This is a genomic window from Methylobacterium sp. M6A4_1b, assembly GCF_053345175.1.
In genome coordinates this window covers 49,325-73,914 of record NZ_JBKEZQ010000011.1, presented here as the reverse complement: position 1 = coordinate 73,914, position 24,590 = coordinate 49,325, and the positions used below count along the sequence as shown (strand labels likewise).

Genomic DNA, 24,590 nt, shown 5'->3' with positions numbered 1-24,590 from the left:
TAGTAGGTAGATTTTCGCCCGCGTCAACGGCATAAGCCGGGATGCCGTCCGCCGGGCGATCACGGATCCGCGCGGGCCCGGTCGAACCAAAGCGGCCGGACAACGGAGAGGACGGGACGATGAGGGACACCCGCGCCGCGTTGCTGCTGCAGGCCGAGACCCTGGTGCGCCGCCGGGGTTATGCCGGCTTCAGCTACGCGGACCTCGCCGGGACGGTCGGGATCCGCAAGGCGAGCATCCACCACCACTTTCCCACCAAATCCGACCTGGCCCGCGCCCTCGTGGCGGCCTACGACGCCCGCTACGACGCGGCGCTGGCCGAGATTCGCGCCGGCGAGCCGGACGCGATCCGGCGGATCGCCGCCTACGGCGCGCTCTATCTCGGCGGGGTCGAGGCGGGCCTGGGCTGCCTCTGCGCCGCCCTGGCCATCGAGGGTGACGCCCTGCCGGATTCACTCCGCTCCGACATCGCCCGCTTCTTCGAGAAGCACATCGGATGGCTCGAGGGCGTGCTCGCCGAAGGCGTCGCCGCAGGGTGCGTGCGCGCCTCGGCCGAGCCTGCCGCCATGGCCCGCATGGTGATCGCCGCCCTCGAGGGGGCCCTCCTCATGGAGCGCCTGCTGGCGGGGCCGGCGGGTTTTCGCGACACCCTGAGCGCCCTTTGCGACGGGCTGCGGTCCGTCGGGGTTTCATCCCGCCGGGCTGATACAATATAACAGGCTGCAGCGACGCCTCCCGCGCCACCGACGAAGAGCCTCCATGTCCGACAGCCCGAACACCGCCTCCTCGAAGATTCCCGTCACGGTGCTGACCGGCTACCTGGGCGCCGGTAAGACGACGCTCCTGAACCGCATTCTCACCGAGAACCACGGCAAGCGCTACGCGGTGATCGTCAACGAGTTCGGCGAGATCGGCATCGACAACGACCTCATCATCGGCGCCGACGAGGAGGTGTTCGAGATGAACAACGGCTGCGTCTGCTGCACGGTGCGCGGCGACCTGATCCGCATCATGGACGGCCTGGTGAAGCGGCGCGGCAAGTTCGACGCGATCATCGTCGAGACCACGGGCCTCGCCGATCCCGCCCCCGTCGCCCAGACCTTCTTCATCGACGAGGATGTGGGCGCGGCCGCCCGCCTCGATGCGGTGGTGACGGTGGCCGACGCCAAGTGGCTCTCGGACCGCCTCAATGATGCGCCGGAGGCCAAGAACCAGATCGCCTTCGCGGACGTGATCCTGCTCAACAAGTCCGACCTCGTCGGGGAGGCCGACCTCGCCCGGGTCGAGGGCCAGATCCGCGCGATCAACCCCTACGCCAAGGTCCACCGCACCGAGCGCTGCGCGGTGCCCCTCGAGGCGGTGCTGGAGCGCAACGCCTTCGACCTCGGCCGCATCCTCGACATCGAGCCCGACTTCCTGGAGGAGGGCCACCACCATCACCACGACGAGGACATGCAGTCGGTCTCGGCCAGCATCGACGGGCCGGTGGACCCGGAGAAGTTCATGCCCTGGATCTCGACCCTGACCCAGGTCCAGGGCCCCGACATCCTGCGCTGCAAGGGCATCGTCGCCTTCCCGGACGAGCCCCAGCGCTTCGTCTTCCAGGGCGTGCACCAGATCCTCGACGGCGACCTCCAGGGACCGTGGAAGGCCGACGAGCCCCGCGTCTCGCGGGTGGTCTTCATCGGCCGCAAGCTCGATCCGGCGGAGATCCGCGCCGGCTTCGAGGATTGCCGGGCCTGACCGGGGCGGGGCATCGGCGCCGCTGCCTCGGCGAACCGATCGCGGAGCGGCGCATTGTCCGTGCGGTCGTCGCGCTCCCACCGCGGAGCACGGCGATGCCGGATGCGTCCCCCGATCGGAATCCCGCCATGACCCTGCGCCGAACCCGTCTGCGTCTTGCCTGCCTGCGTCTTGCCTGCCTGACCGGCCTTGTCTGCGCCGCGCCCCTGTTCCTCGCTTCGGGCGCGATGGCCGGACCGGCGCAGTCCTACCAGTTCCAGCAGCGCGGCGCCGCCCGGGCCTGCCCGCCCCCGCTCAAGTTCGCGGCCGGCGCCTGCGTCCGGCAATGTCCCGCGGGCTATCGCGACGCCGGCCGCACCTGCCGCTTCAAGTCCATGCGCCACTAGGGCGGAGCGGGGCCGGCAGCGCCGTCCCCGGGCGCGCCCGCCCCCGGCCAAACGCCGTTCCCGCAACACTTGGTTTACCATTCCGGCAGAGGATCGTTTCCGTGCCGGCGTGACGCTGCCGGTCGCATACGGCTGCCCGGTTCGGGCGCCGTGAGGTCCCGGAGAGCGCTGATCCCATGATGTCCCGCGCCGAACGCACGCCCCTGACGGACTGGTGGTGGACCGTCGACCGCGGCCTGCTCGCCGGGCTGGGGGCGCTCATGGTGGCGGGGCTCGTCTTCCTCATGGGCGGCGGGCCGCCGGTGGCCGAGAAGATCGGCCTGCCGACCTTCCACTTCCTCAACCGGCAGGCCCTCTACCTCGCGCCCACGATCCTCATCATCGTCGGCGTGTCCTTCCTGTCCCTGCGCCACATCCGGCGCGTCGCGCTCTTCACCTGGATGATGGGCGTCGCCCTGTGCATCCTGGCGAGCAAGTTCGGGCCGGAGATCAAGGGCGCCCATCGCTGGATCCAGTTCGGGGCCATCGGCATCCAGCCCTCGGAATTCGTGAAGCCCGCCTTCGTGGTGGTGGCGGCCTGGGCCTTCTCGGAAGGTGCGCAGCGCCGCGACATGCCGGGCGGTTTCCTGGCGATCCTGCTCCTGCCGGTCACCATCGTGCCCCTCGTGCTGCAGCCCGATTTCGGTCAAACCATGCTCATCACCATCGTGTGGTGCGCGCTCTTCTTCGTGGCCGGCCTGCACTGGTTCTGGGTCGCGGGCCTCGGTGCCGGCGGCCTGATCGGCGTCGCCGCCGCCTACCGCTTCCTGCACCACGTCCGCGAGCGCATCGACCGCTTCCTCGACAGCGATTCCGGCGACAACTTCCAGGGCTACTGGGCGCGGCAATCCTTCAATTCCGGCGGCTGGTTCGGCACCGGCCCGGGGGAGGGCGTCGCCAAGCGCCACCTGCCCGACGCCCATACAGACTTCATCTTCTCGGTGACGGGCGAGGAGTTCGGCACCATCGTCTGCCTCGGGCTCGTGCTGCTGTTCGCCTACATCGTCATGCGCGGCCTCAAGCTGGCCCGACGCACCGACGACACCTTCTCGCGCCTGGCGATCACGGGCCTGACCACCCTGTTCGGCCTCCAGGCCTGCATCAACATGGCGGTGAACGTTCGGCTGATGCCCGCCAAGGGCATGACGCTGCCCTTCGTCTCCTACGGCGGCTCCTCGCTGATCTCGCTGGCGCTGGGCATGGGCTTCCTCGTGGCCTTGACCCGCAAGCGCCCCCGGACCACCACCCTGAGCCAGAAGCCGCCGGGCACCGCGCCGGCGACCATCGCCGGAGTGATGCGTTGACCGTTGCGACCGCCACGATCCTGCTCTGTGCCGGTGGCACGGGCGGGCACCTGTTCCCCGCCGAGAGCCTGGCGCATGCCCTGCGCGCCCGGGGCGTGCGGGTCGTGCTGGCGACCGATGCCCGGGTGGATTCCATCGCCGCCGGCTTCCCGGCCTCCGAGATCGTCACCATCGCCTCGGCGACGCCGTCCGGCCGGTCCCTGATCAAGCGCGGCACCGCGCTCCTCACCCTGGGGCGCGGCTTCGGCGTCGCCGCCCGGCAGATCAAGCGCATCGACCCGGCCGCCATCGTCGGCTTCGGCGGCTACCCCACCGTGCCGCCGATGCTGGCCGGGCAGATCCTGCGCGTGCCGACCGTCCTGCACGAGCAGAACGCCGTGATGGGGCGGGCCAACGCCTTCCTGGCCCGGGGAGCGCGGGCGATCGCCACCGGCTTCCGGGAAGTCCGCGGCGTGCCGGTCAAGGCCCTCGCGCCCCGGACCCACACCGGCAACCCCCTGCGCCCCGCGGTGCTCGAGGCCGCGAAGGTCTCCTACCCGCCGGCCGGTGCCGGTGACCCGCTGCACCTCCTCGTCTTCGGCGGCAGCCAGGGCGCCCGGGTGATGGGCGAGGTCGTGCCCACCGCCATCGCCAACCTGCCCGCCGACCTGCGCGCCCGCCTCCGCCTGGTGCAGCAGGTGCGGGCCGAGGACCTGACGCAGGTCCAGAACCTCTATCTCGGCCTGGGGCTCGCCGGCTTCGAGGCTGCGCCCTTCTTCAAGGACCTCCCGGCCCGCATGGCGGCGGCTCACCTCGTCATCGGGCGATCGGGCGCCTCGACGGTCTCGGAGCTCGCCGCCATCGGCCGGCCCGCCATCCTGGTGCCGTTGCCCGGTGCCCTCGACCAGGACCAGGCCGCCAACGCCGCGACGCTCGCCGCCATCGGCGCCGCCCAGGCGATCCCGCAGACGGCCTTCACGCCGGACCGCCTCACGGCGGAACTCGTGGACCTCTTCACCAATCCCGAAAAATTGACCGCGGCGGCCTCAGCGGCCAAAAGCGCAGGAATTCACGACGCCGCCGAGCGGCTGGCCGACATCGTCATCGCGACGGCGGCGAACCCTTGAGCCCTTCCGCCTGATAGACCCCGTCGGCGCCGATCCGTCCGCGTCCGACGCCCCTGAGACTGGTCCTTCCCATGAAGCTGCCCGACAAGCTCGGTCCCATCCACTTCATCGGCATCGGTGGCATCGGCATGTCCGGCATCGCCGAGGTGATGCACAACCTCGGCTATACGGTGCAGGGGTCGGACGCCAACGACAACGCCAATGTCCGGCGGCTGGCCGAGAAGGGCATGCGCACCTTCATCGGCCACGAGGCCGGCAACGTCGAGGAGGCCGCCCTCGTGGTGGTCTCCACCGCGATCCGGCGCGACAACCCGGAACTGGTCGCCGCCCGCGAGCGCCGCCTGCCGGTGGTGCGCCGGGCCGAGATGCTGGCCGAACTGATGCGCTTTAAGTCCTGCGTCGCCATCGCGGGCACGCACGGCAAGACCACGACGACCTCCCTCGTCGCCACCCTGCTCGATGCCGGCAACCTCGACCCCACCGTGATCAACGGCGGCATCATCAACGCCTACGGCACCAACGCCCGCATGGGCGAGGGCGAGTGGATGGTGGTGGAGGCCGACGAATCCGACGGCACCTTCCTCAAGCTGCCGGCGGACGTGGCGATCGTCACCAACATCGACCCCGAGCACCTCGACCATTTCGGCTCCTTCGACGCGGTCAAGGACGCCTTCCGGCGCTTCATCGACAACATCCCGTTCTACGGCTTCGCCGTGATGTGCATCGACCACCCGATCGTTCAGGACCTCGTCGGCCACATCGAGGATCGCCGCATCATCACCTACGGCGAGAACCCGCAGGCCGATGTCCGCCTCATCGACGTGGATCTGCGCGGCGGCCAGAGCAAGTTCCGGGTGATGATCCGCGACCGGCGCCCGGGCTTCCGCCTGGAGATGGAGGATCTCGTCCTGCCGATGCCGGGCAAGCACAACGCCCTGAACGCCACCGCGGCGCTGGCCGTCGCGCACGAACTCGGCGTCGAGCCGGAAGCGATCCGCAAGGCGCTGGCGGGCTTCGGCGGGGTGAAGCGCCGCTTCACCAAGACGGGTGAGTGGAACGGCGCGCTGATCTTCGACGATTACGGACACCATCCGGTGGAGATCAAGGCGGTGCTGAAGGCCGCCCGCGCCTCCACCGAGAGCAACGTCATCGCCATCGTCCAGCCGCACCGCTACACGCGCCTCGCCTCGCTGTTCGACGATTTCTGCACCTGCTTCAACGATGCCGACACGGTCATCGTCGCCCCCGTCTACGCGGCGGGCGAGGCCCCGATCGAGGGCATGGACCGCGACGGTCTCGTCTCGGGCCTGAAGTCCCGCGGCCATCGCGACGCCATCGCGCTGCAGCGGTCCGAGGATCTGGCCGGCATCGTCGCCGGCCGCGCCAAGCCCGGCGACTACGTGGTCTGCCTCGGCGCCGGCAACATCACGCAATGGGCCTACGCCCTGCCGGGCGAACTCGCCGCCCTGGACGGCGTGAAGGCGTGAGGCCGTGTGCGGCGCCGCGACGGAACGGACGCGTTTCCGCCGGGGCCTGCGGGCGCCGGAAACGGAAGCCGAGCGGCGTCTTTGGTCCCGCCTGACGGATCGGCGCCTCGCCGGCTTCAAGTTCGTCCGGCAAGTTCGTCCTGCAAGTGCGGGTCGGGCCTTCCATCGCGGATTCTCCCTGCCGCGAGGTCCGGCTGATCGTCGAGGCGGATGCCGGCCAGCATCGGATAGCGCGCGCGATCAAGTCCGGGACGCGTGGCTCGTCGAGCGGGGTGACCGCATCCTGCGCTTCTGGAATACGGACGTCATGAACCAGACCGTTGACGTCCTCGCGACGATCCTCCCCTCTCCCCGCTCGCCGGGAGAGGGCGCCGAACCCCTCGCCGGGTTCGGCGTGAGCCCGAAGGGCGACGGTGAGGGGGCGATTCCGAAGGCGTCTCACATGGAATCACCCCCTCACCCTCGGCTGCCGCCTCGCCTCGCCGCCGACGAGGTCGGCAAAGTCCTCTCCCCGCAAGCGGGGAGAGGGGGAGAACACGCATGACCGCCTTTCCGGACATCACCCCCGACATCCGCGCCCGGGCGCCGGCCCTGCGCGGGCGGCTCATCGCCAACCAGCCCCTGTCGGATTTGACCTGGTTCCGGGTCGGTGGCCCCGCCCAGGTGCTGTTCACTCCGGCCGATGCGGAGGATCTCGGCCTCCTGCTCGCGGCCCTCGACCCCACGGTTCCGGTGACGGTGATCGGCCTCGGCTCGAACCTCATCGTGCGCGACGGCGGCGTGCCGGGCGTCGTGGTGCGCCTCGGCGGACGGGCCTTCGGCACGGTGGAGATCGACGGCGAGACCCTGCGCGTCGGCACGGCGGTGCCGGACATGCGCCTCGCCAAGGCGGCGGCCGAGGCCGGGCTCGATGGGCTCGCGTTCTTCCGCGGCATTCCCGGTTCGGTCGGCGGCGCGCTGCGGATGAATGCCGGCGCCCATGGCGGCGAGACCACCGACGTGCTGGTGGAGGCCCACGGCGTCGACCGCGGGGGCCGGGCGCGTCGCTTCAGCCACGCGGAGATGGGCTTCACCTACCGGCACAGCGGCGTTCCCGACGACGTGATCTTCACGCATGCGGTGTTCCGCGGGCGGTCCGGCGAGCGCGCGGCCATCGAGGCCGAGATGGAGCGGGTGACGGCGGCGCGCGAGGCGGCCCAGCCGATCCGCGAGCGCACCGGCGGCTCCACCTTCAAGAACCCGCCCGGGGCCAAGGCCTGGCAACTCGTCGACGCGGCCGGCTGCCGCGGCCTGAGGATCGGCGGCGCGCAGGTCTCCGAGATGCACTGCAACTTCCTGATCAACCGCGACAACGCCACCGCGGCCGACATCGAGGGGCTCGGCGAGACGGTGCGGCGGCGCGTGCACGAGACCTCCGGCATCGAGCTCCACTGGGAGATCAAGCGCATCGGACTGTCGACACAGGCGCAGTAAGGCGGTAAGGCGTAAGTATTTTAGCGGGAGGGTGCCGATGACCGGACGGGACGTCCTGACAATCTACTCGAAGGTCTCCGTGAAGAGCCAGACCGTGCTCCCGGCCGAAGTCCGCGAACGCCTCGATATCCGCCCGGGTGATCGCCTTCGCTACGTGATCGCGCCGGACGGTATCCGTATCGAGAAGGCGCGGCCCGAGGGCGAAGATCCCTTCGTGACCTTCACGGAATGGGCCGGTGCCGCCGACGAAGAAGCCTATGGCAATCTCTAGGGACCCCGGCGAACGCACATTCCCCGCCGGGACCGTGGTGGTCGTACCGTTTCCCTACTCCGACCGTCTCGCCGAGAAGCGTCGCCCGGCCGTCGTGATCTCGGGACAAGCCGTCGCCGAGGCGGGGTTCGTCTGGATCGCGATGATCACCAGTGCGAACAACCCCGCCCTCGGGGGCGACCTGGCGATCGCCGATCTTGCCGCCGCCGGACTCGATGTGCCTTCAGTCGTCAGACCCATCAAGCTGGCCTGCATCGAACCGGCTCGCATTCTCAGGCGGATCGGAACACTGCCGCCGGTGGCGGCCGGGGCGGTCTTCGATGCGATCCACGACAGGATCGGTCCACGACGGCCGGCGTGACGACGCAACTCGTATCCGGGTCATTCTCAGGAGTTCCCATGTCCAAGCACGTCGCCGTCCTGATGGGCGGGTGGTCCTCCGAGCGGCCGGTCTCGCTGAATTCGGGGCATGCCTGCGCGGACGCCCTCGAAGGGCAGGGCTTCCGCGTCACCCGGGTCGACGTCCAGCCGGACATCGCGACGGTGCTGACCGACCTGCGGCCCGACGTGGCGTTCAACGCGCTGCACGGGCCGGCGGGCGAGGACGGCACGATCCAGGGCCTGCTGGAGCTGCTGCGCATCCCCTACACGCATTCCGGCGTGCTGGCCTCGGCGCTGGCGATGCACAAGGAGCGTGCCAAAGTGGTCATGCGGGCGGCCGGCGTCAGCGTCCCGGAGGGCCGCGTCGTTAACCGTCATGAGGCCGCCAGGTCACACGTGCTGACGGCCCCCTACGTGCTGAAGCCGGTGGCCGAGGGCTCCTCCATGGGGGTCATCATCGTGCGCGACGGACGCTCCCATCCGCCCCAGGAAGTGGGCCGGGAGGATTGGGGCTACGGCGATGAAATCCTTGCGGAAACCTACGTCGCCGGACGCGAGCTGACCTGCGCCGTGATGGGCGACAGGGCCCTCGGGGTGATCGAGATCAAGCCGGCTTCGGGGGAGTGGTACGACTTCGACGCGAAGTACGCCGAGGGGGGGTCGATCCACGTCCTCCCGGCAGAAATTAAACCAAATCTTTACCAGCGTGTCCAAGAGTTGTCGTTAACGGCGCATCAAGCACTCGGGTGCCGGGGCATCAGCCGTGCGGACCTTCGCTACGACGACACACCGGGGGGAACCGGTGCCCTCGTCGTGCTGGAGGTCAACACGCAACCCGGCATGACGAAGACGAGCTTGGTCCCGGAGATGGCAGCCCATGCGGGCTATAGTTTCGGTGAGCTCGTTCAATGGATGGTGGAGGACGCAACGTTGGGCCGGTAGGGGCCGAAGGTCCGCCGAGCGGCCACGGCCCGCTCGGCCCGGCCGCCGGCACGATCGCCTCCGTCCGCGCGGCGCTCAGCGCCCGCCTGCGCCGCTTCACGCCCCCCGGCCGCCGCTCCCGCCTCGCCCTTCCGATCGAGCGCCGCATCCCGCGCCACCTCGGCACGGCCGCCTTCTCGGTCTCCTTCGCGGCCCTGGCGCTCGCCGGCTTCGCCGGCAGCGGCGCCTACGACCGTTTCGTGGCCGAGCACGGCCGCCCCCTCGACATCATGGCGCGCCTCGCCGGCTTCGGCGTCGAGCGCGTCACCATCTCGGGCATCGCCCGGCTCTACGAGCGCGAGGTGCTCCAGGCCGCCGGCATCGACGGCCACTCCTCGGTGGTCTTCCTCGACGTGGCCGAGGCCCGCGAGCGCCTGCTGGCGGTGCCGCTGATCGCCAGCGCCTCCGTGCGCAAGGTCTACCCGAACGAGATCGTCATCACCCAGGTCGAGCGCGAGCCCGCCGCCCTGTGGCAGCGCAACGGCGAGATCGCCGTGATCGCCGCCGACGGCACGGTGATCGACCAAATGCGGGACGACCGCTACGCCGCGCTGCCCCTCGTGGTCGGCGACGACGCCAACCTCAAGCTGAAGGACTATCTCGCCCTGATCGAGGCGGCCGGCACCCTGGCCGAGCGCGTCAAGGCCGGCACCTACGTCTCCGGCCGGCGCTGGACCCTCAAGCTCGACGGCGTCGACATCCGCCTGCCCGAGACGGGCGCCACCGAGGCCCTGGCCCGGCTGGTCAAGCTCGAGCGCGACAACCGGATCCTCGAGAAGGACATCATCGCGGTGGACCTGCGCATGCCCGACCGGGTGGTGGTGCGGCTCACCGAGGAGGCGGCCGCGGCCCGCGCCGAATCCCAGAAGAAGACGAAGCCCAAGGGGACCAGCACATGAGCCGCGCGATCCGTTCGGCGCATCCCGCGTCCCGTCCCCGCCACACCCGTTCCGCCTGGTAGCCCGATGCACGACCCGCACGGCCTCACCCCACGCCTGAAGCCTCTCTCCGCCCGGCGCAGCACCACCCTCTCGGTGCTCGACATCGGAACGAGCAAGATCGTCTGCCTCATCGCCGAGCTCCAGCCGGCCGAGGCCCTCACCACCCTGCGCGGGCGCACCCACTTCGCCCGCGTCATCGGCATCGGCCACCAGCGTTCGCAGGGGCTCAAGGGCGGCGTCATCGTCGACCTCGAGGCCGCCGAGGGCGCGATCCGCCAGGCGGTCCACGCCGCCGAGCGGATGGCGAAGGTCGAGGTGCAGTCGGTCATCGTCAACATGTCCGGCGGCCGCATCGGCTCGCAGCACTTCGAGGCCCGTGTCGGCACCCGCACCGGCACCGTCACGGGCTCCGACGTCGAGCGCGTGCTGGAGACCGCTTCGGCCCACGGCGTCAGCCCCGGGCGGGCCGTGCTCCACGCCCTGCCCACCGGCTATGCCATCGACGGGCAGGGCACGGTCATCGATCCCTCCGGCATGATGGGCGACGCCCTCGGGGTCGACCTGCACGTGGTCACCGGCGAGGCGGCCGCCGCCCGCAACCTCATGCTCGCCGTCGAGCATTGCCACCTCGGCGTCGAGGCGGTGATCGCCACTCCCTACGCCGCCGGCCTCTCGGCCCTGGTGGACGACGAGGCCGAGATGGGCGTCGCCGTGGTCGACATGGGCGGCGGCACCACCAGCGTCGGCGTGTTCTCCGGCGGCCACCTCGTCCATGTGGATGCGGTGGCGGTCGGCGGCCACCACGTCACCATGGACATCGCGCGCGGCCTCTCCACCCGGGTCGCGGCGGCCGAGCGCCTGAAGACCCTCTACGGCTCGGCCATCGCCACCGCCTCCGACGAGCGCGACATGATCGCGGTCCACGGCGTCGGCGAGGACGAGGGCGACGCCCCCAACCACGTGCCGCGCTCGCAGCTCGTGCGGATCATCCGCCCGCGCGTCGAGGAGGTGGTGGAACTGGTGCGCGACCGCCTGCGCGCCGCCGGCTTCTCGGCCCAGGCCGGAAGACGGGTGGTGCTGACGGGGGGCGCGAGCCAGCTCGTCGGCCTGCCGGAAGTCGCCCGCCGGGTGATGGAGGGCCAGGTCCGCATCGGCCGGCCGCTGGGCATCCGCGGCCTGCCGGAGGCCGCCAAGGGTCCCGCCTTCTCGGCGGCGGTGGGGCTCCTGGTCTACCCGCAGGTGGCGCATGCGGAGCATTTCGAGCCGCGGGGCCACGGGGCCTTCGCCGGCACGGGAACGGACGGCTACCTCTCGCGCGTCGGACGCTGGATCCGCGAGAGCTTCTGAGACGACCGCCGGCACGCCCGGAACCCCGCGGGGTGGGCGTGGACGGCCAGACCCAATCGGCGCTCCTGACTCAGGCAGGCGTCAAACGAAACGTGAAAGGCACGAGAGGCTCGACACCATGGCCATCAGTCTGCAGGCGCCGGATATCCGGGAACTCAAGCCCCGCATCACCGTCTTCGGTGTCGGCGGAGCCGGCGGCAACGCCGTCAACAACATGATCGAATCCGGCCTGCTGGGCTGCGAATTCGTGGTCGCCAACACCGACGCTCAAGCGCTGACCTCCTCGAAGGCCGAGCGCGTGATCCAGATGGGCCTCGGCGTGACGCAGGGGCTCGGCGCCGGATCGCACCCCGAGGTCGGCTCGGCTGCGGCCGACGAGGTCATCGACGAGATCCGTGACCAGCTCTCGGGCGCCCACATGTGCTTCATCACCGCCGGCATGGGCGGCGGCACAGGCACCGGCGCGGCCCCCGTCATCGCCCGCGCCGCCCGCGACATGGGCATCCTCACCGTCGGCGTCGTCACGAAGCCCTTCCAGTTCGAGGGCGTGCGCCGGATGCGCACGGCCGAGGCCGGCATCCAGGAGCTCCAGGCGGCCGTCGACACGCTGATCGTGATCCCGAACCAGAACCTGTTCCGGGTCGCCAACGAGAAGACCACCTTCGCCGACGCCTTCGCGATGGCCGATCAGGTGCTCTACTCGGGCGTCGCCTGCATCACCGACCTGATGGTCAAGGAAGGCCTGATCAACCTCGACTTCGCCGACGTCCGCGCGATCATGCGCGGCATGGGCAAGGCCATGATGGGCACCGGCGAGGCTTCGGGCGAGAACCGCGCCAACCGCGCGGCGGAAGCCGCCATCGCCAACCCGCTCCTCGACGACGTCTCGATGAAGGGCGCCCGCGGCCTGCTGATCTCGATCACCGGCGGCAACGACCTCACCCTCTACGAGCTCGACGAGGCCGCCACCCGCATCCGCGAGGAGGTCGACTCGGACGCCAACATCATCCTGGGCGCCACCTTCGACGAGAGCCTCGACGGCATCATCCGGGTCTCGGTCGTCGCCACCGGCATCGAGCCGGCGCTGATCTCCGCCAACTCCCAGAACAACCCCGACATCGTGCAGACCGAGCAGCGCATCGCCGAGGTCGCCGAGCGTCTGCGCGCGGAAGCGAGGGCGCGGGCCGCACAGCCCGCGTCGACCTTTCGCCCCGTCGGACAGGACGGAGCCGTAGCGGCCCCGGCCGCGCAGTCCGCCCCGGCGTCGCTGCAGGTCGCCCCGCTCCAGGCTGCTCCGCTCTATGCCGCTCCGGTCCAGGCGCCGGCGCAGCAGACCCTGCGCGCCCCCGAGCCGGTGGCCCTCGCCCTCGAGCCGATGCGGGTCGAGCTGCCGCAGGCGCCAGTGATGCGCGACGAGGTGATGCTGACCCAGACCCAGCCGCGCGCCGCCATGTCCTACGAGCCCGCGCCGATGCCGGCCCCCGAGCCCGCGCCCCAGCACGCCGCCGGCCCGTTCGTGCCGCCCCGGCCGGCCGTGGCCGTGGCCCGCGCCCCCCGCATGCCGCAGATCCAGGACCTGCCGCTTCCCGCCCAGGCCCAGCTCCGGGCCCGCGAGGAGCAGCCGGTCGAGCCGGCCGCCGACTCCAAGCGCATGACGCTCCTGCGCCGCCTGGCGACCGTGGGCTTCGGTGGACGCCGCGAGGACGTGGAGGCCGCTCCGCTGCCGCAGATGCGGGCTCCCGCCGCTCCGGCTCCCCACGTCGCGCCGCCGGTTGACTACGCCAAGCGCGCGCCCGTGCAGGCGCCGCCGGCCTACCGTCCGGCCCAGGGCAACCTCGATCCACAGGGTCGTGTCGCGCCCCAGGCCCGCATGATGGACGACGACCAGCTCGAGATCCCGGCCTTCCTGCGCCGCCAGGCGAACTGAAGCCGAGGTCCGGCGGACCTTTCGACCCCACGGCTGAGACATTTCAGCCACAGGCCCGGAGCCTCACGGCTCCGGGCTATGCCTATTGTTAAAGCGTTGTTCCAAAACGAGATTCGGATTCGCTAGTGGAAACCGCGGCTGTAACACAGCGTAAGAATCCGTGATTTGGCCTGCCTTTGAGGCGCGGCTATACGAATTTTGGAACGACAAGGCGCGGTGGTTTCGACCATCAGACGCCGGCAGGGGCTTCAAGCAGCGGACGGATCGCAAGGGGCTGAAGGCCCATCCCGACGGGATGGGCGCGCCCGATCACGGCCGAGGGCTATGGAATGCGAACGAACCAACAGACGACACTCAAAGCCCCCGCGACCCTGAGCGGCATCGGCGTCCATTCCGGAAACCCGGTCGCGATCACGCTGCATCCGGCGCCCGCCAATCACGGCATCGCCTTCCTCCGCACCGGAATGCCCACCGGCAACGACCGGCTCATCAAGGCCCACCACGCCTGCGTCTCCGCCACCGAGCTCTGCACCGTCATCGGTGACGTCGAGAGCGGCGCGGTCGCCACCATCGAGCACCTGATGTCGGCGCTCTACGGTCTCGGGATCGACAACGTCCTCGTCGAGATCGACGGCCCCGAGATGCCGATCCTCGACGGCAGCGCCCTTCCCTACGTCCAGGCCATCGACGCCGTCGGCACCGCGGCCTGCGGAGCTGCCAAGCGCTGGATCAAGGTTCTCCGCTCCGTCCGCATCGAGGTCGGCCGGGCCTTCGCCGAGCTTCGCCCCATCGACCGGGGCTTCCGCCTCGACGTCGAGATCGATTTCGAGAATCCGGTGATCGGCCGCAGCCGCAAGGCGATGGACCTCACCCCCTCCGCCTACCGCCGCGAGATCGCCGGCGCCCGCACCTTCGGCATGATGCGCGACGTGGAACGCTACTGGAAGGCGGGCTTCGCCCTCGGCGCCTCCCTCGAGAACACCGTCGCGGTCGGCGAGACCGCCGTCGTGAACCCCGAGGGCCTGCGCTACGCCGACGAGTTCGTCCGCCACAAGTTCCTGGACGCCGTGGGCGACCTCGCCCTCGCCGGACTTCCGCTCCAGGGCGGCTACCGCTCCTATTGCGGCGGCCACCGCATGAATGTCGGCGTCCTGACCGCCCTGTTCTCCGATCGCGCCAACTACGCCATCGTCGAGGGTCCCGGCGTCCGCCGCGAGACCAGCCTGACCGAGTTCGGTGCCAGCCTCGGCATCGCCGCCTTCGTCGGCGATCTGTAGCGCCGCCGACACAGCCTTCGTTTCTGTGAAGGGCATGGCCCGCCCGCCGCTTTCGCGCCCAAATCGCCCTCCACGGTGAATCGAGCGTGAAACGGGACGTCCGTCCGGTGTGCAGCGCACCCGGATCGTGGCATGAGGCCGTCAGCCACGCGACCGACCTTTGTGATGGCTTGACGACGCGCGTCCGAGAACGGGCCCGTCTGTTGGGGGAAGACCGGAATGCGCCTTACTCATCCCAACCGCGGTGCGATGGCGGCCGTGCTGGTGTCCGTCATCGGCCTCGGCCTCGGCGGGTGCGACGCCCTCGACTCGATCAATCCCTTCGCCGAAAAGTACAAGCCCGAGGTCATCCCGGACGTTCCCGCCGACAAGCTCTACAGCGAGGGCTTGGCGCGGATGGAGGACAAGGACTACGAGGGCGCCTCGAAGAAGTTCGGCGAACTCGACAAGGCCTACAGCTATTCCGACTGGTCGCGCAAAGCGCTGCTGATGACGGCCTACGCGAATTACGAGGGCGCGAAGTACGACGACGCCATCAACGCCTCGAAGCGCTACCTGCAGCGCCATCCGGCGAGCAAGGACGCGGCCTACGCCCAGTACCTGATGGCGATGTCGCACTATAAGCAGATCCCCGACGTGACCCGCGACCAGGATCGCTCCGAGAAGGCGCTCGCCGGCCTGCAGGAGCTCGTCCAGAAGTATCCGACGTCCGAATACGCGGCGGACGCGAAGGCCAAGATCCAGATCACCCGCGATCAGCTCGCCGGCAAGGAGATGGAGGTCGGGCGCTTCTACCTCGAGCGCCGCAACTTCCCGGCCGCGATCAACCGGTTCCGCGACGTGGTCAGCAAGTACCAGACGACCCGGCACGCCGAGGAGGCGCTGGAGCGCCTGACCGAGGCCTACATGGCCCTCGGCCTGACCCAGGAGGCGCAGACCGCCGCCGCCGTGCTCGGCCACAACTTCCCCGACAGCCCCTGGTACAAGGATGCGCACGCGCTCCTGCAGAACGGCGGGCTGGAGCCGCGCGAGGAGAAGACTTCCTGGCTCAGCAAGGTCTATCGCGGCGTCATCGGTCGCACCGCCGAAGCGCAGTAGGCCTCGCTCCCGGTCCCTTCGTCGAGTGCCGCTTTGCCGCTCCCCGTCGGGGGCGGCATCTTTTTGCGTGAAGCCGGCGGCACTTCGCCGTAGACACGGCGCCAGCGTTCACAACGGGACCTCAGACGCGGCATGCTGAGCCAGCTCGCGATCCGCGACATCGTTCTCATCGACAAGCTCGTCCTGAACTTTCGCGAGGGACTCAGCGTCCTCACGGGCGAGACGGGTGCGGGCAAGTCGATCCTGCTCGACGCCTTCGCCCTGGCGCTCGGCGGCCGCGGCGACGGTCGCCTCGTGCGCCATGGGGAAGGGCAGGGCGCCGTCACCGCCGTGTTCGACGTGCCCCTCGAACACCCGGCCCGCACCCTCGCGGCACAGGCCGAGATCGATACCGAGGGCGATCTCATCCTGCGTCGCGTGCAGATGGCGGATGGCCGCACCCGCGCCTTCGTCAACGACCAGGCCGTCGGCGTCCAGGTGCTGCGGGCCATCGGCGCGGCCCTCGTGGAGATCCACGGCCAGCACGACGACCGGGCGCTCGCCGATCCCACCACCCACCGGGCCATCCTCGACGCCTTCGGCGGGCTGCAGGGCCCGCTGACCCAGGTCGGCGAGGCGGCCAAGCGCGTGAAGGGCGCGCGCGCCGTCCTGTCCGAGCACCGCGCCCGGGTCGAGGCCGCAGCCAAGGAATCGGACTTCCTGCGCCACGCCGTGGCGGAACTGGAGACCCTCGCCCCGGAGCCGGGCGAGGAGACCACGCTGGCCGAGCGCCGCACGGTGATGCAGCAGAGCGAGAAGGTCGCGCGCGAGTTGAACGAGGCGATCGAGGCCTCGGGCGGCCCCATCGTCTCGCACCTCTCCTCCGCCCTGCGAAAGCTGGAGCGGCGGGCGGCGCAGCTGCCGGCCCTGGTCGAGCCCTGCGTCGCCGCCCTCGACACGGCCCTGACGGCCCTCGACGAGGCCCATACCATCCTCGACGTGGCCCTGCGCGAGGCCGAGTTCGATCCGCGCGAGCTCGAGCGGGTGGAGGAGCGCCTGTTCGCGCTCCGCGCCGCCTCCCGGAAGTACCAGGTACCGGTCGACGACCTCGCGGCCCTGCGCGAGCGCTACGTCGCGGACGTCGCCGCCATCGATGCCGGCGAGGAGGCGCTCGGCGGACTGGAGGCTACCCTGGCGACCGCCGAGGCCGCCTACGCCAAGGCCGCCGCCAAGCTGACCGAAGGGCGCAAGCGGGCGGCCAAGGCCCTCGACGCGGCGGTGAAGGCCGAGCTGCCGCCGCTCAAGCTGGAGCGCGCCCGCTTCATCACCGAGATCGCCACCGACCCGGATTCCCGCGACGCATCGGGCTACGACCGGGTCGAGTTCTGGGCGCAGACCAACCCGGGTACGCGCCCGGGGCCGATGATGAAGGTCGCCTCCGGCGGCGAGCTCTCGCGCTTCATGCTCGCCCTGAAGGTGGTGCTCGCCGACAAGGGCTCGGCGCCGACCCTGATCTTCGACGAGATCGACACCGGCGTCGGCGGGGCGGTGGCGGACGCCATCGGGGCCCGGCTCGGGCGCCTCGCCACGCAGGTCCAGGTGGTGGCCGTGACCCACGCGCCGCAGGTGGCCGCACGGGCGGAGACCCATTTCCTGATCGCCAAGGACCCGGTCAAGGGCAGCGACCGGGTCGCCACCCGGGTCGCCTCCCTCGAAGCCCCGGCGCGGCGCGAGGAGATCGCCCGCATGCTCGCCGGCGCGACGGTGACCGACGAGGCCCGGGCGGCGGCGGCCCGGCTGCTCCAGGCCGCGGATGCCTGACGGCGGTTCGGCACGCTCGGATTAACGGTTCCTTAACCATGTTCGGTGACACTCGTGAAATGGCGAGTGCGCTCCGTTTCAGCGCCGGCGTTGGATCGCTCGAACGAGGGACTGAGACGTTGGACCAGAGAGTTTGCGACGGCGAGATGCGGGAGGACACTGCGCATGCGTGTCAGCCCAACCTGCCCGACGACACGCGGTATCGTCTCGGGACAGCCCTGCGTTCGATCTACGAAGAGACCTGCGACACCCTTCCGATTCCCGACAGCCAGATCGAACTCCTGCTGCGCCTGCGGCACAAGGAGCGCGACCTGCGGCGGCTCGACTGAGACTGCCGGCCGGACCTCGTCACCAGCGCCGCGCGTTCGGCTGACGCTTGTACTCGGCGGCGCGGATCTGGGTGAGGACCCGATCCAGGGTGAGAAGCAGCGTTTTCTCGTCGTCCGCGGCCCGATCGACCGCTTCCTGCCCGGGGCCGAACTGCCGGCGCAACTGCACCAGCGACAATTGGCGTTCCAGGTCCTCGCGCTGCGCATGCAGATCGAGGAACGCAGCCTCGTCGGCGTCGATTGCGCTCGTTGGCTCGGTCACGGCTCGTCACCTTCTTGCGCCGGCCTGGAACCGGCGACGGTGATCAACGCGCGAAGTCTCGAAACCGTGCCGCGCCGAGGCGTGCCGGATCAGCGAAAGCCGCCGACGCGCCGGTCCCGCTTGCGCTCGGCCGCCGGCTGGTAGGCGATCTGCGCGTGGGTGGTGCAGTAGGGCAGGCCGGTGATCGAGCGGTCGCCGCAATAGTGGAAGTCGGGCGAGGTCGGATCGCCGATGGGCCAGCGGCACATCGATTCCCGCAGGTCCATGATCGTCACGCGGCGCGAGATCGTCAGCGATACGGGCGCCACCACGGCGGGTGCGGCGGCAGGGGCCTCGAAGGCGACCGGCGCATTCTCGGGTTCGGGTTCGGCGACCGCCAGAACCGGCGCCACGATCTCCAGCTCGGCCTCGCGCACGGTCTTGCGCGGCGACACGCCGGGCGTCTCTGCGGACTTCACCCGACCGGACAGGCCGAGCCGGTGAACCTTGCCGATGACCGCGTTGCGGGTGACGCCGCCGAGCTGCGTCGCGATCTGGCTGGCGCTCAGGCCGTCTTCCCACAGCCGGCGCAGGAGATCGACCCGCTCATCCGACCAACTCGGGACCGTTTCCGCCATAGCCCCCTCCGAAATCGCCCGCTTCCGCCCGTTCGGCTCGCGTGACGCCCCTGCACCCGGCCTGTGGCGCGGACATCGAGGCCGTCATCGATGATGGGCAGCGGCCCCCCGGCCGTCGATGAGCGAACCGTACAGGAGGCCGAGACGCCGAGGCAAGTGCGGCCGGAACGGTGGCCCGGTGAGCCGGTCACCTGTCCACCGGCAAAGGCCGGGCGGACCCGCGCGGGCCGGCCTCGCCCGCTCCGCCGGGATGGGCTAGAGCGGCGGCTCCGCCCGTCCGCCTACCCATCCTGTGAGTGTCCATGACCGCCCTGCCGCCCATCGCCGTCTTCGATCTCGACGGAACCCTGGCCGAGACCGCCGGCGACCTCATCGGCACCCTCAACGTGATCCTGCGTCGCGAAGGCCTCCGGACGCTGCCCCTCGAACAGGCTCGGGACATGATCGGAGCTGGAGCCAGGGCCCTGATCCAGCGCGGCTTCGCCACCGCCGGGGAGCCGCTGTCGACCGAACGCCTGGAGGTCCTGTTCTCGGACTTCATCGCCCATTACGGCGACCATCTCTGCGAGCAGTCGCACCTGTTCCCGGGCGTCGCCGAGGCCCTGGACGCCCTCCGGGCCCGCGGCTTCCTCCTCGCCGTCTGCACCAACAAGTACGAAGGCCAGGCCGTGCGCCTGCTCGGCCTGCTCGGGATCGCCGATCGCTTCACGACGATCTGCGGCCGCGAGACCTTCCCCTACTTCAAGCCCGACCCGCGCCACATCACCCTGACGATCGCGCGCGCCGGCGGCGATCCTGGCCGTGCCGTGATGGTGGGCGATTCCCGCGCCGACATCGATGCCGCCAAGGCCGCCGGCATCCCCGTGGTGGCCGTCCCCTTCGGCTACACCGACCTGCCGGTGACCGAACTCGGTCCGGATCGGGTCATCGCCCATTTCGACGAGCTCGGCGCCGCCGTGGAGGCTCTGGTTCCCACCGCCTGACGGGCGACGGGCCTCGCCATGAAAAAGGGCCGCCCCTTGGGGCGGCCCTTTCCCGTTTCCGGCGGGCGTGTGTCTGGCGGGGTTGGCGCCGATCAGTTGATGCGGTCGGCGAGGTTGGCCGAGTGGGCGTGCTCGCCGGCGATGTAGGGCAGCGCCTGATTGGCGAACGCGCGGCCCTGCGCGTCGTCGCCGTTGCGGGCGTACGAGGCGTAGAGGCCGAGGGTGCGGGCGTCCGAGTTGGCCTGCTGGTCGACATAGGTGCGGTCGAAGTCGCGGCCCGAGCGGGCGGACTTCAGGCGGTCGATGCGGCCCTGGCCCTCGGCGCCGATGGCGACGCGGCGGCCCGGCTCGGCGGGGCTGTTGTCCACGAGGCCGACGCCGCCGAGGACGCCGCCGACCACGCGCTGGGCGATGGTGGCCGAGATCGTCACCGGGGCGAGCACGACGCCGACCGGGTTGTCGAGGCGGGTCTCGAAGGGCTGGGTGTCGGAGACGACGGTGCCGCCGGCGGTCAGCGAGGTGCCCTCGGGCAGCAGGGCCTGGGTGGTCGCCTTACGCTCGACGAGGACGTTGTGGGCGTACTGGCGGACGCGCGGGTTGCGGGAGCGCTCCAGGGCGATGCGGCTCGACTCGATGCTCACGGCATCCGAGCGCAGGGCGGCGGCGCGGAAGTCGGAGGTGTCGCTCACGGCCGGCTGGCTGCCGTCGAACTGCGGCGCGACGCGGAAGGACAGGGGCTCCTGGGCCAGGGCCGGGGTGGCGAGGGCGGCGACCGACAGGCCGAGGGCGGCAAGGAGGGACTTGTTCATGGCGAGATCTCTTTCCGGGGCGCCTGAGCGGCGCCGTCCTCGAGGTTCGTTTGCGGTGCGGCAACACGCGGCCCGACAGGGCGTTCCACCCTGCGTCGCATTGGAGCCTTGCGTTTCGGGGGGTGTCAGTCCGCGCGACCGGCTCCAGGGTCGGTCCGCGGTTCGCGCCGAGGCCTTTCCCAAAATCGGGTGTTGCATCCGCCCGCGCGCCTTGTTTCGAGACCCCAAACTCGAGAACCCCAGGAGGCTCCATGATCGAACCCCAGCCGCTCTTCGACGATCTCACGCGCTTCCACCTCGCGCGCGAGATCGAGCGCTGGGGCTGGTCGATCGGAGCTCATACCTACGGCGCCCCGCGCGTGCTGGAGGCTGGCCTCGCCGGCCTGACCATCGGGCGCTTCTGCTCCATCGGGCCGAGCGTCACGATCGCGCTGGGCAACCACCGCACCGATCTCGTGACCACCTATCCGTTCCGGGCCATCGCCGGCCTCGTGGGCGGCGGGCCATGGGCGCCGGCCCTCGAGGCGGAGCCGGACCACGACAGCCGCGGCGACGTGGTGATCGGCGACGAGGTCTGGCTCGGGGCGAACTCCACCATCCTGTCGGGCGTCACCGTCGGCACGGGCGCAGTCGTCGGGGCGGGCGCGGTGGTGCGGCGCGACGTGCCGCCCTACGCGATCGTGACCGGCAACCCGGCCGCGGTGGTCCGCCACCGCTTCGACGAACCGACCGTCGCGCGGCTGCTGCGCACGAACTGGTGGGCCTGGCCCGACGCGCGGATCGCCGCCTACCTGCCCCTGATTCTCGGCACCGACATCGCCGCCTTCCTCGACCGCGCCGAGGCGGAGGCGGCGCTCAATGCGCCTCCTCCCAGTTCAGGGCGGCGCGGGCCTCGACCACCAGCGGCACCTTCAGGGTCAGGGCGGGGGCGGGGGCGTCGACCATGATGCGGGTGATCACCGGCAGGGCCTTCGCCACCTCGTCCTCGGGGGCCTCGAACACGAGCTCGTCGTGCACCTGCAGGAGCATGCGCACGTTGAGGCGCTCGGCCCGCAGCGCTTCTTCCATGCGGATCATCGCCCGGCGGATGATGTCGGCGGCCGAGCCCTGGATCGGGGCGTTGATGGCCTGACGCTCGACGCTCGCGCGCTCGTTTGGGTTGTTCGAGCGGATCTGCGGATAGTGGCAGACCCGGCCGAACAGGGTGGTGACGTAGCCGAGGTCCCGGCAGCGGCGCTTGGTGTCGTCGATATAGGCGCGGATGCCGGGGAAGCGCTCGAAATACTGCTTGATGAAGGCGGAGGCCTCCTCGCGGCCGATGCCGAGGCGGTCGGCGAGGCCGAAGGCCGAGATGCCGTAGATGATGCCGAAGTTGATGGTCTTGGCCCGCCGGCGCAGGTCCGGCGTCATCTCGGCGAGCGGCACGCCGAACATCGCGCTGGCGGTCGCCGCGTGGATGTCGATGCCGTCCGCGAAGGCCTGGCGCAGCTGCGGGATGTCGGCGATGTGGGCCAGCAGCCGCAGCTCGATCTGGCTGTAATCGGCCGAGATCAGGCGGTTGCCCTCCGCCGCCACGAAGGCGCGGCGGATGCGGCGGCCCTCTTCCGTGCGGATCGGGATGTTCTGCAGGTTCGGCTCGGAGGACGAGAGGCGGCCGGTGGTGGTGGCGGCCAGCGAGAACGAGGTGTGGACCCGGTCGGTCTCGCGGTCGGCATGCTGCTGCAGCGAATCCGTGTAGGTGGATTTCAGCTTGGCGAGCTGGCGCCACTCGAGGATCTTCTTCGGCAGCGGGTGCCCGGCCTGGGCCAGCTCCTCCAGCAGGGTCGCGGGCGTCGCCCACTGGCCCGAGGGCGTCTTCTTGGCACCGGGCAGACCCATCTTGCCGAACAGGATGTCGCCGATCTGCTTCGGGGAGGAGACCTGGAAGGTCTCGCCCGCATCCTCCTGGATCTCTTCCTCCAGGCGCACCAGGATCTGCGAGAAGTCGCCCGAGAGCCGGCTCAGCATGTTGCGGTCGACGCGGATGCCTGCGGCCTCCATGCGTGCGACGACCGGGATCAGCGGGCGCTCCAGGGTCTCGTAGACCGCGACGCGATGCTCGGCCACGAGGCGCGGCTTCATCATCCGCCACAGGCGCAGGGTGACGTCGGCATCCTCGGCCGCGTAGGCGGTGGCCTTGTCCAGCGCCACGCGGTCGAAGGTGATCTTGGCACGACCCGTGCCGGCCACGTCCGAGAAGGTGATGGGCTGGTGGCCGAGATGGCGGCGGGCGAGCTCGTCCATGCCGTGTCCGCCCTTGCCGGCATCGAGCACGTAGGAGATCAGCATGGTGTCGTCGAAGGGCGCCACGCGGATGCCGGACCGAGACAGCACGGCGAGGTCGTATTTCAGGTTCTGCCCGACCTTGAGCACCCCCGGATTTTCCAGGAGGGGCTTCAGGCGCTCGAGGACCGCCTTCGTGTCGATCTGGCCGGCTGCCGGCTGGAACGCATCCGTCGCCGCCTTGGCATCGCCGAACAGGTCGCCGTCGGCGCCTTTCACGGGCTCGACGTGCCTGAGGGGGATGTAGGCCGCCCGGCCCGGCGCCACGCAGAGGGAGACGCCGACGAGGTTGGCGGTGTTGGCATCGAGCGAATCCGTCTCGGTGTCGACCGCGATCACGCCGGCCTCCTCGGCCTCGGCGATCCAGGCGTCGAGCTGCTCCACCGACCCGATCGTCTCGTAGGCGGCCGTGTCGAAGGGCTTGACCGATTCCGCCGCCCGCGCCGCCACGAGGCCGGCGGGCGTCGGCTCGGAGGGGCCGCGGGGCTTGGGCGCGCCGTCGGGCAGGCCGAGGTCGGCGAAGGGGTCGACCTCTCCGCTCGGGGCGCCGGACGCGGTCTCGGGATCGATGGGCACGGGATCCCCATGCGCGTCTGGGAAGAACGGCGCGTCGGGCTCAGGGGCCCGGTTCGGCAACAGCGCCGGGTCGGGCTGCACCGCCTCCGGGTCGACGTGGAGCATCTGGGCGATGCGCCGGGTCAGCGTGTTGAACTCCATGGCTTTCAGGAAGCCGACGAGCTTCTGGGGGTCGGGCTTGGGCAGGCGCAGGTCGTCCAGGGGGATCGGAACCGGCACGTTCTCCTCCAGCGCCACGAGCCTTCGCGAGAGCCGGGCCTGGTCGATGCTGGCGAGCAGGGTCTCGCGGCGCTTGGGCTGCTTGATCTCGGCGGCCCGCTCCAGCAGCGCGTCGAGGCTGCCGTATTCCTTGATCAGGGCCGCGGCGGTCTTCAGGCCGATGCCGGGCACGCCCGGCACGTTGTCCGAGGTGTCGCCGATGAGCGCCAGGGCGTCGCCGATCTGCTCAGGGGTCAGGCCTTCCCACTTCGCGATGATCGCCTCGCGGTCGAGGTTGCGCTCCGGCCGGTAGCCGGGCTTGCCCTTGGCGCCGGATTCGAAGTCGTAGAACCGCACGAGCGGCCCGACGAGCTGCATCAGGTCCTTGTCGGAGGAGACGATGATGACGCCCGCCCCCCGCGCCTCGGCCTGGCGCGAATAGGTGGCGATGAGGTCGTCGGCCTCGTAGCGGATCAATTCGATCGGCTGCAGGCCGAACGCCCGCACGGCGTCGCGCATCAGCGGCATCTGCCGCTTGAGGTCGTCCGGCGCGTCCGGCCGGTGGCCCTTGTAGTCGGGGAAGAGTTCCTTGCGGAATGAGCCTTCCGACTTGTCGAACACGATGGCCAGATGGGTGGGCATCACGCCGGCCGCGCCCTCCTGCACGAACTGGGCGATCTTGGCGCAGAACAGCCGCACCGCCCCGGTGGGCAGGCCGTCCGAGGGCCGGGTGTTGTACTTCTGGTCCTGGTTGATCGACTGGAAGTAGGCCCGGAAGATGAAAGACGAGCCGTCGACCAGGATGATCTGATCGCCGGGGCCGACGGGCTTCTGCTCGGAGGTCGTCTCGGCGGTCATGCGGGGGTCACGGATCCTTGGGAAAGGGGCTTCTGTCTAAAGCGGCCCTCTGAGAAGCGCTACGCCTGTTCAAGG

The 24,590-nt window shown here is 70.5% G+C and carries 23 protein-coding genes and 2 pseudogenes; 21 read left to right on the top strand and 4 right to left on the bottom strand.

The genetic code is table 11. The annotated features are described in order from the left end of the window. The first annotated feature begins 119 nt into the window (after window positions 1-119). The 19 genes and pseudogenes from ACLBWX_RS12965 to ACLBWX_RS12875 all read left to right on the top strand — a co-directional run bounded on the left by ACLBWX_RS12965 (window position 120) and on the right by ACLBWX_RS12875 (window position 17,890). Window positions 120-716 carry a TetR/AcrR family transcriptional regulator gene (locus ACLBWX_RS12965; protein WP_447677474.1) on the top strand — a complete coding sequence of 199 codons (597 nt, stop codon included), beginning with the start codon at window positions 120-122 and terminating at the stop codon, window positions 714-716. 43 nt (window positions 717-759) lie between these two features. Next, window positions 760-1,743 carry a CobW family GTP-binding protein gene (locus ACLBWX_RS12960; RefSeq protein WP_447677473.1) on the top strand — a complete coding sequence of 328 codons (984 nt, stop codon included), beginning with the start codon at window positions 760-762 and terminating at the stop codon, window positions 1,741-1,743. Window positions 1,744-1,871: 128 nt separating this feature from the next. Beyond that, window positions 1,872-2,129: a hypothetical protein gene (locus ACLBWX_RS12955; RefSeq protein WP_447677472.1), complete on the top strand. Its 258-nt coding sequence runs from the start codon at window positions 1,872-1,874 to the stop codon at window positions 2,127-2,129. Window positions 2,130-2,305: 176 nt separating this feature from the next. Next, entirely contained in the window at window positions 2,306-3,472 is a 1,167-nt protein-coding gene (locus tag ACLBWX_RS12950; protein WP_447677471.1) for an FtsW/RodA/SpoVE family cell cycle protein, read from the top strand. Then, on the top strand, window positions 3,469-4,578 hold the full coding sequence (gene murG / locus ACLBWX_RS12945; RefSeq protein ID WP_447677470.1) for an undecaprenyldiphospho-muramoylpentapeptide beta-N-acetylglucosaminyltransferase: 1,110 nt from the start codon (window positions 3,469-3,471) through the stop codon (window positions 4,576-4,578). The genes ACLBWX_RS12950 and murG overlap by 4 nt, the downstream gene beginning before the upstream one ends. A 71-nt stretch (window positions 4,579-4,649) precedes the next feature. Beyond that, window positions 4,650-6,065, top strand: a complete 1,416-nt coding sequence (murC, locus tag ACLBWX_RS12940) for a UDP-N-acetylmuramate--L-alanine ligase (protein WP_447677469.1) — start codon at window positions 4,650-4,652, stop codon at window positions 6,063-6,065. Window positions 6,066-6,069: 4 nt separating this feature from the next. Further along, window positions 6,070-6,189 (top strand): annotated as a pseudogene (locus ACLBWX_RS12935) (DUF559 domain-containing protein); the annotation flags it as partial. A gap of 22 nt (window positions 6,190-6,211) precedes the next feature. Next, a pseudogene (locus tag ACLBWX_RS12930) lies at window positions 6,212-6,609 on the top strand (endonuclease domain-containing protein). Next, entirely contained in the window at window positions 6,606-7,538 is a 933-nt protein-coding gene (murB, locus tag ACLBWX_RS12925; protein ID WP_447677468.1) for a UDP-N-acetylmuramate dehydrogenase, read from the top strand. Before ACLBWX_RS12930 ends, murB begins: the two are co-directional and overlap by 4 nt. Before the next feature lie 37 nt (window positions 7,539-7,575). Next, window positions 7,576-7,809: an AbrB/MazE/SpoVT family DNA-binding domain-containing protein gene (locus ACLBWX_RS12920; protein WP_447677467.1), complete on the top strand. Its 234-nt coding sequence runs from the start codon at window positions 7,576-7,578 to the stop codon at window positions 7,807-7,809. After that, window positions 7,796-8,170 carry a type II toxin-antitoxin system PemK/MazF family toxin gene (locus ACLBWX_RS12915; protein WP_447677466.1) on the top strand — a complete coding sequence of 125 codons (375 nt, stop codon included), beginning with the start codon at window positions 7,796-7,798 and terminating at the stop codon, window positions 8,168-8,170. Before ACLBWX_RS12920 ends, ACLBWX_RS12915 begins: the two co-directional genes overlap by 14 nt. A 38-nt stretch (window positions 8,171-8,208) precedes the next feature. Next, on the top strand, window positions 8,209-9,132 hold the full coding sequence (locus ACLBWX_RS12910; RefSeq protein WP_447677465.1) for a D-alanine--D-alanine ligase: 924 nt from the start codon (window positions 8,209-8,211) through the stop codon (window positions 9,130-9,132). After that, complete coding sequence (locus tag ACLBWX_RS12905) at window positions 9,099-10,070, top strand: cell division protein FtsQ/DivIB (protein ID WP_447677464.1); 972 nt, start codon at window positions 9,099-9,101, stop codon at window positions 10,068-10,070. The genes ACLBWX_RS12910 and ACLBWX_RS12905 overlap by 34 nt, the downstream gene beginning before the upstream one ends. A 66-nt stretch (window positions 10,071-10,136) precedes the next feature. After that, the gene (gene ftsA / locus ACLBWX_RS12900) at window positions 10,137-11,459 is read left to right on the top strand and encodes a cell division protein FtsA (protein ID WP_447677463.1); all 1,323 of its coding nucleotides are present in this window, start codon (window positions 10,137-10,139) and stop codon (window positions 11,457-11,459) included. Window positions 11,460-11,577: 118 nt separating this feature from the next. Continuing rightward, window positions 11,578-13,386 (top strand): cell division protein FtsZ, encoded by a 1,809-nt coding sequence (gene ftsZ / locus ACLBWX_RS12895; RefSeq protein ID WP_447677462.1) that lies wholly within the window; start codon window positions 11,578-11,580, stop codon window positions 13,384-13,386. A 329-nt stretch (window positions 13,387-13,715) separates the two neighbouring features. Further along, complete coding sequence (gene lpxC / locus ACLBWX_RS12890; RefSeq protein WP_447677461.1) at window positions 13,716-14,663, top strand: UDP-3-O-acyl-N-acetylglucosamine deacetylase; 948 nt, start codon at window positions 13,716-13,718, stop codon at window positions 14,661-14,663. A 219-nt stretch (window positions 14,664-14,882) separates the two neighbouring features. Further along, entirely contained in the window at window positions 14,883-15,761 is an 879-nt protein-coding gene (locus tag ACLBWX_RS12885; protein ID WP_056476901.1) for an outer membrane protein assembly factor BamD, read from the top strand. A 132-nt stretch (window positions 15,762-15,893) separates the two neighbouring features. After that, entirely contained in the window at window positions 15,894-17,561 is a 1,668-nt protein-coding gene (recN, locus tag ACLBWX_RS12880) for a DNA repair protein RecN (RefSeq protein ID WP_447677460.1), read from the top strand. Window positions 17,562-17,707: 146 nt separating this feature from the next. Next, window positions 17,708-17,890 carry a hypothetical protein gene (locus tag ACLBWX_RS12875; RefSeq protein ID WP_447677459.1) on the top strand — a complete coding sequence of 61 codons (183 nt, stop codon included), beginning with the start codon at window positions 17,708-17,710 and terminating at the stop codon, window positions 17,888-17,890. A 19-nt stretch (window positions 17,891-17,909) separates the two neighbouring features. Here ACLBWX_RS12875 and ACLBWX_RS12870 read toward each other — a convergent pair whose 3' ends face one another. Then, complete coding sequence (locus ACLBWX_RS12870; RefSeq protein ID WP_447677458.1) at window positions 17,910-18,152, bottom strand: hypothetical protein; 243 nt, start codon at window positions 18,150-18,152, stop codon at window positions 17,910-17,912. An 89-nt stretch (window positions 18,153-18,241) separates the two neighbouring features. After that, the gene (locus ACLBWX_RS12865) at window positions 18,242-18,769 is read right to left on the bottom strand and encodes a GcrA family cell cycle regulator (RefSeq protein ID WP_447677457.1); all 528 of its coding nucleotides are present in this window, start codon (window positions 18,767-18,769) and stop codon (window positions 18,242-18,244) included. A 302-nt stretch (window positions 18,770-19,071) separates the two neighbouring features. Between ACLBWX_RS12865 and ACLBWX_RS12860 the strand changes: the two genes are divergently transcribed. Then, complete coding sequence (locus ACLBWX_RS12860; protein WP_447677456.1) at window positions 19,072-19,752, top strand: HAD family hydrolase; 681 nt, start codon at window positions 19,072-19,074, stop codon at window positions 19,750-19,752. A 92-nt stretch (window positions 19,753-19,844) separates the two neighbouring features. Here the strand turns inward: ACLBWX_RS12860 and ACLBWX_RS12855 are convergent, their stop codons facing one another. Beyond that, window positions 19,845-20,561: a DUF4142 domain-containing protein gene (locus ACLBWX_RS12855; protein WP_447677455.1), complete on the bottom strand. Its 717-nt coding sequence runs from the start codon at window positions 20,559-20,561 to the stop codon at window positions 19,845-19,847. 251 nt (window positions 20,562-20,812) lie between these two features. Here ACLBWX_RS12855 and ACLBWX_RS12850 point away from each other — a divergent pair, with 251 nt between their 5' ends. Continuing rightward, on the top strand, window positions 20,813-21,508 hold the full coding sequence (locus ACLBWX_RS12850; RefSeq protein ID WP_447677454.1) for a CatB-related O-acetyltransferase: 696 nt from the start codon (window positions 20,813-20,815) through the stop codon (window positions 21,506-21,508). Here the strand turns inward: ACLBWX_RS12850 and polA are convergent. Beyond that, window positions 21,417-24,515: a DNA polymerase I gene (gene polA / locus ACLBWX_RS12845; RefSeq protein ID WP_447677453.1), complete on the bottom strand. Its 3,099-nt coding sequence runs from the start codon at window positions 24,513-24,515 to the stop codon at window positions 21,417-21,419. The genes ACLBWX_RS12850 and polA overlap by 92 nt on opposite strands. Window positions 24,516-24,590: the final 75 nt, after the last annotated feature.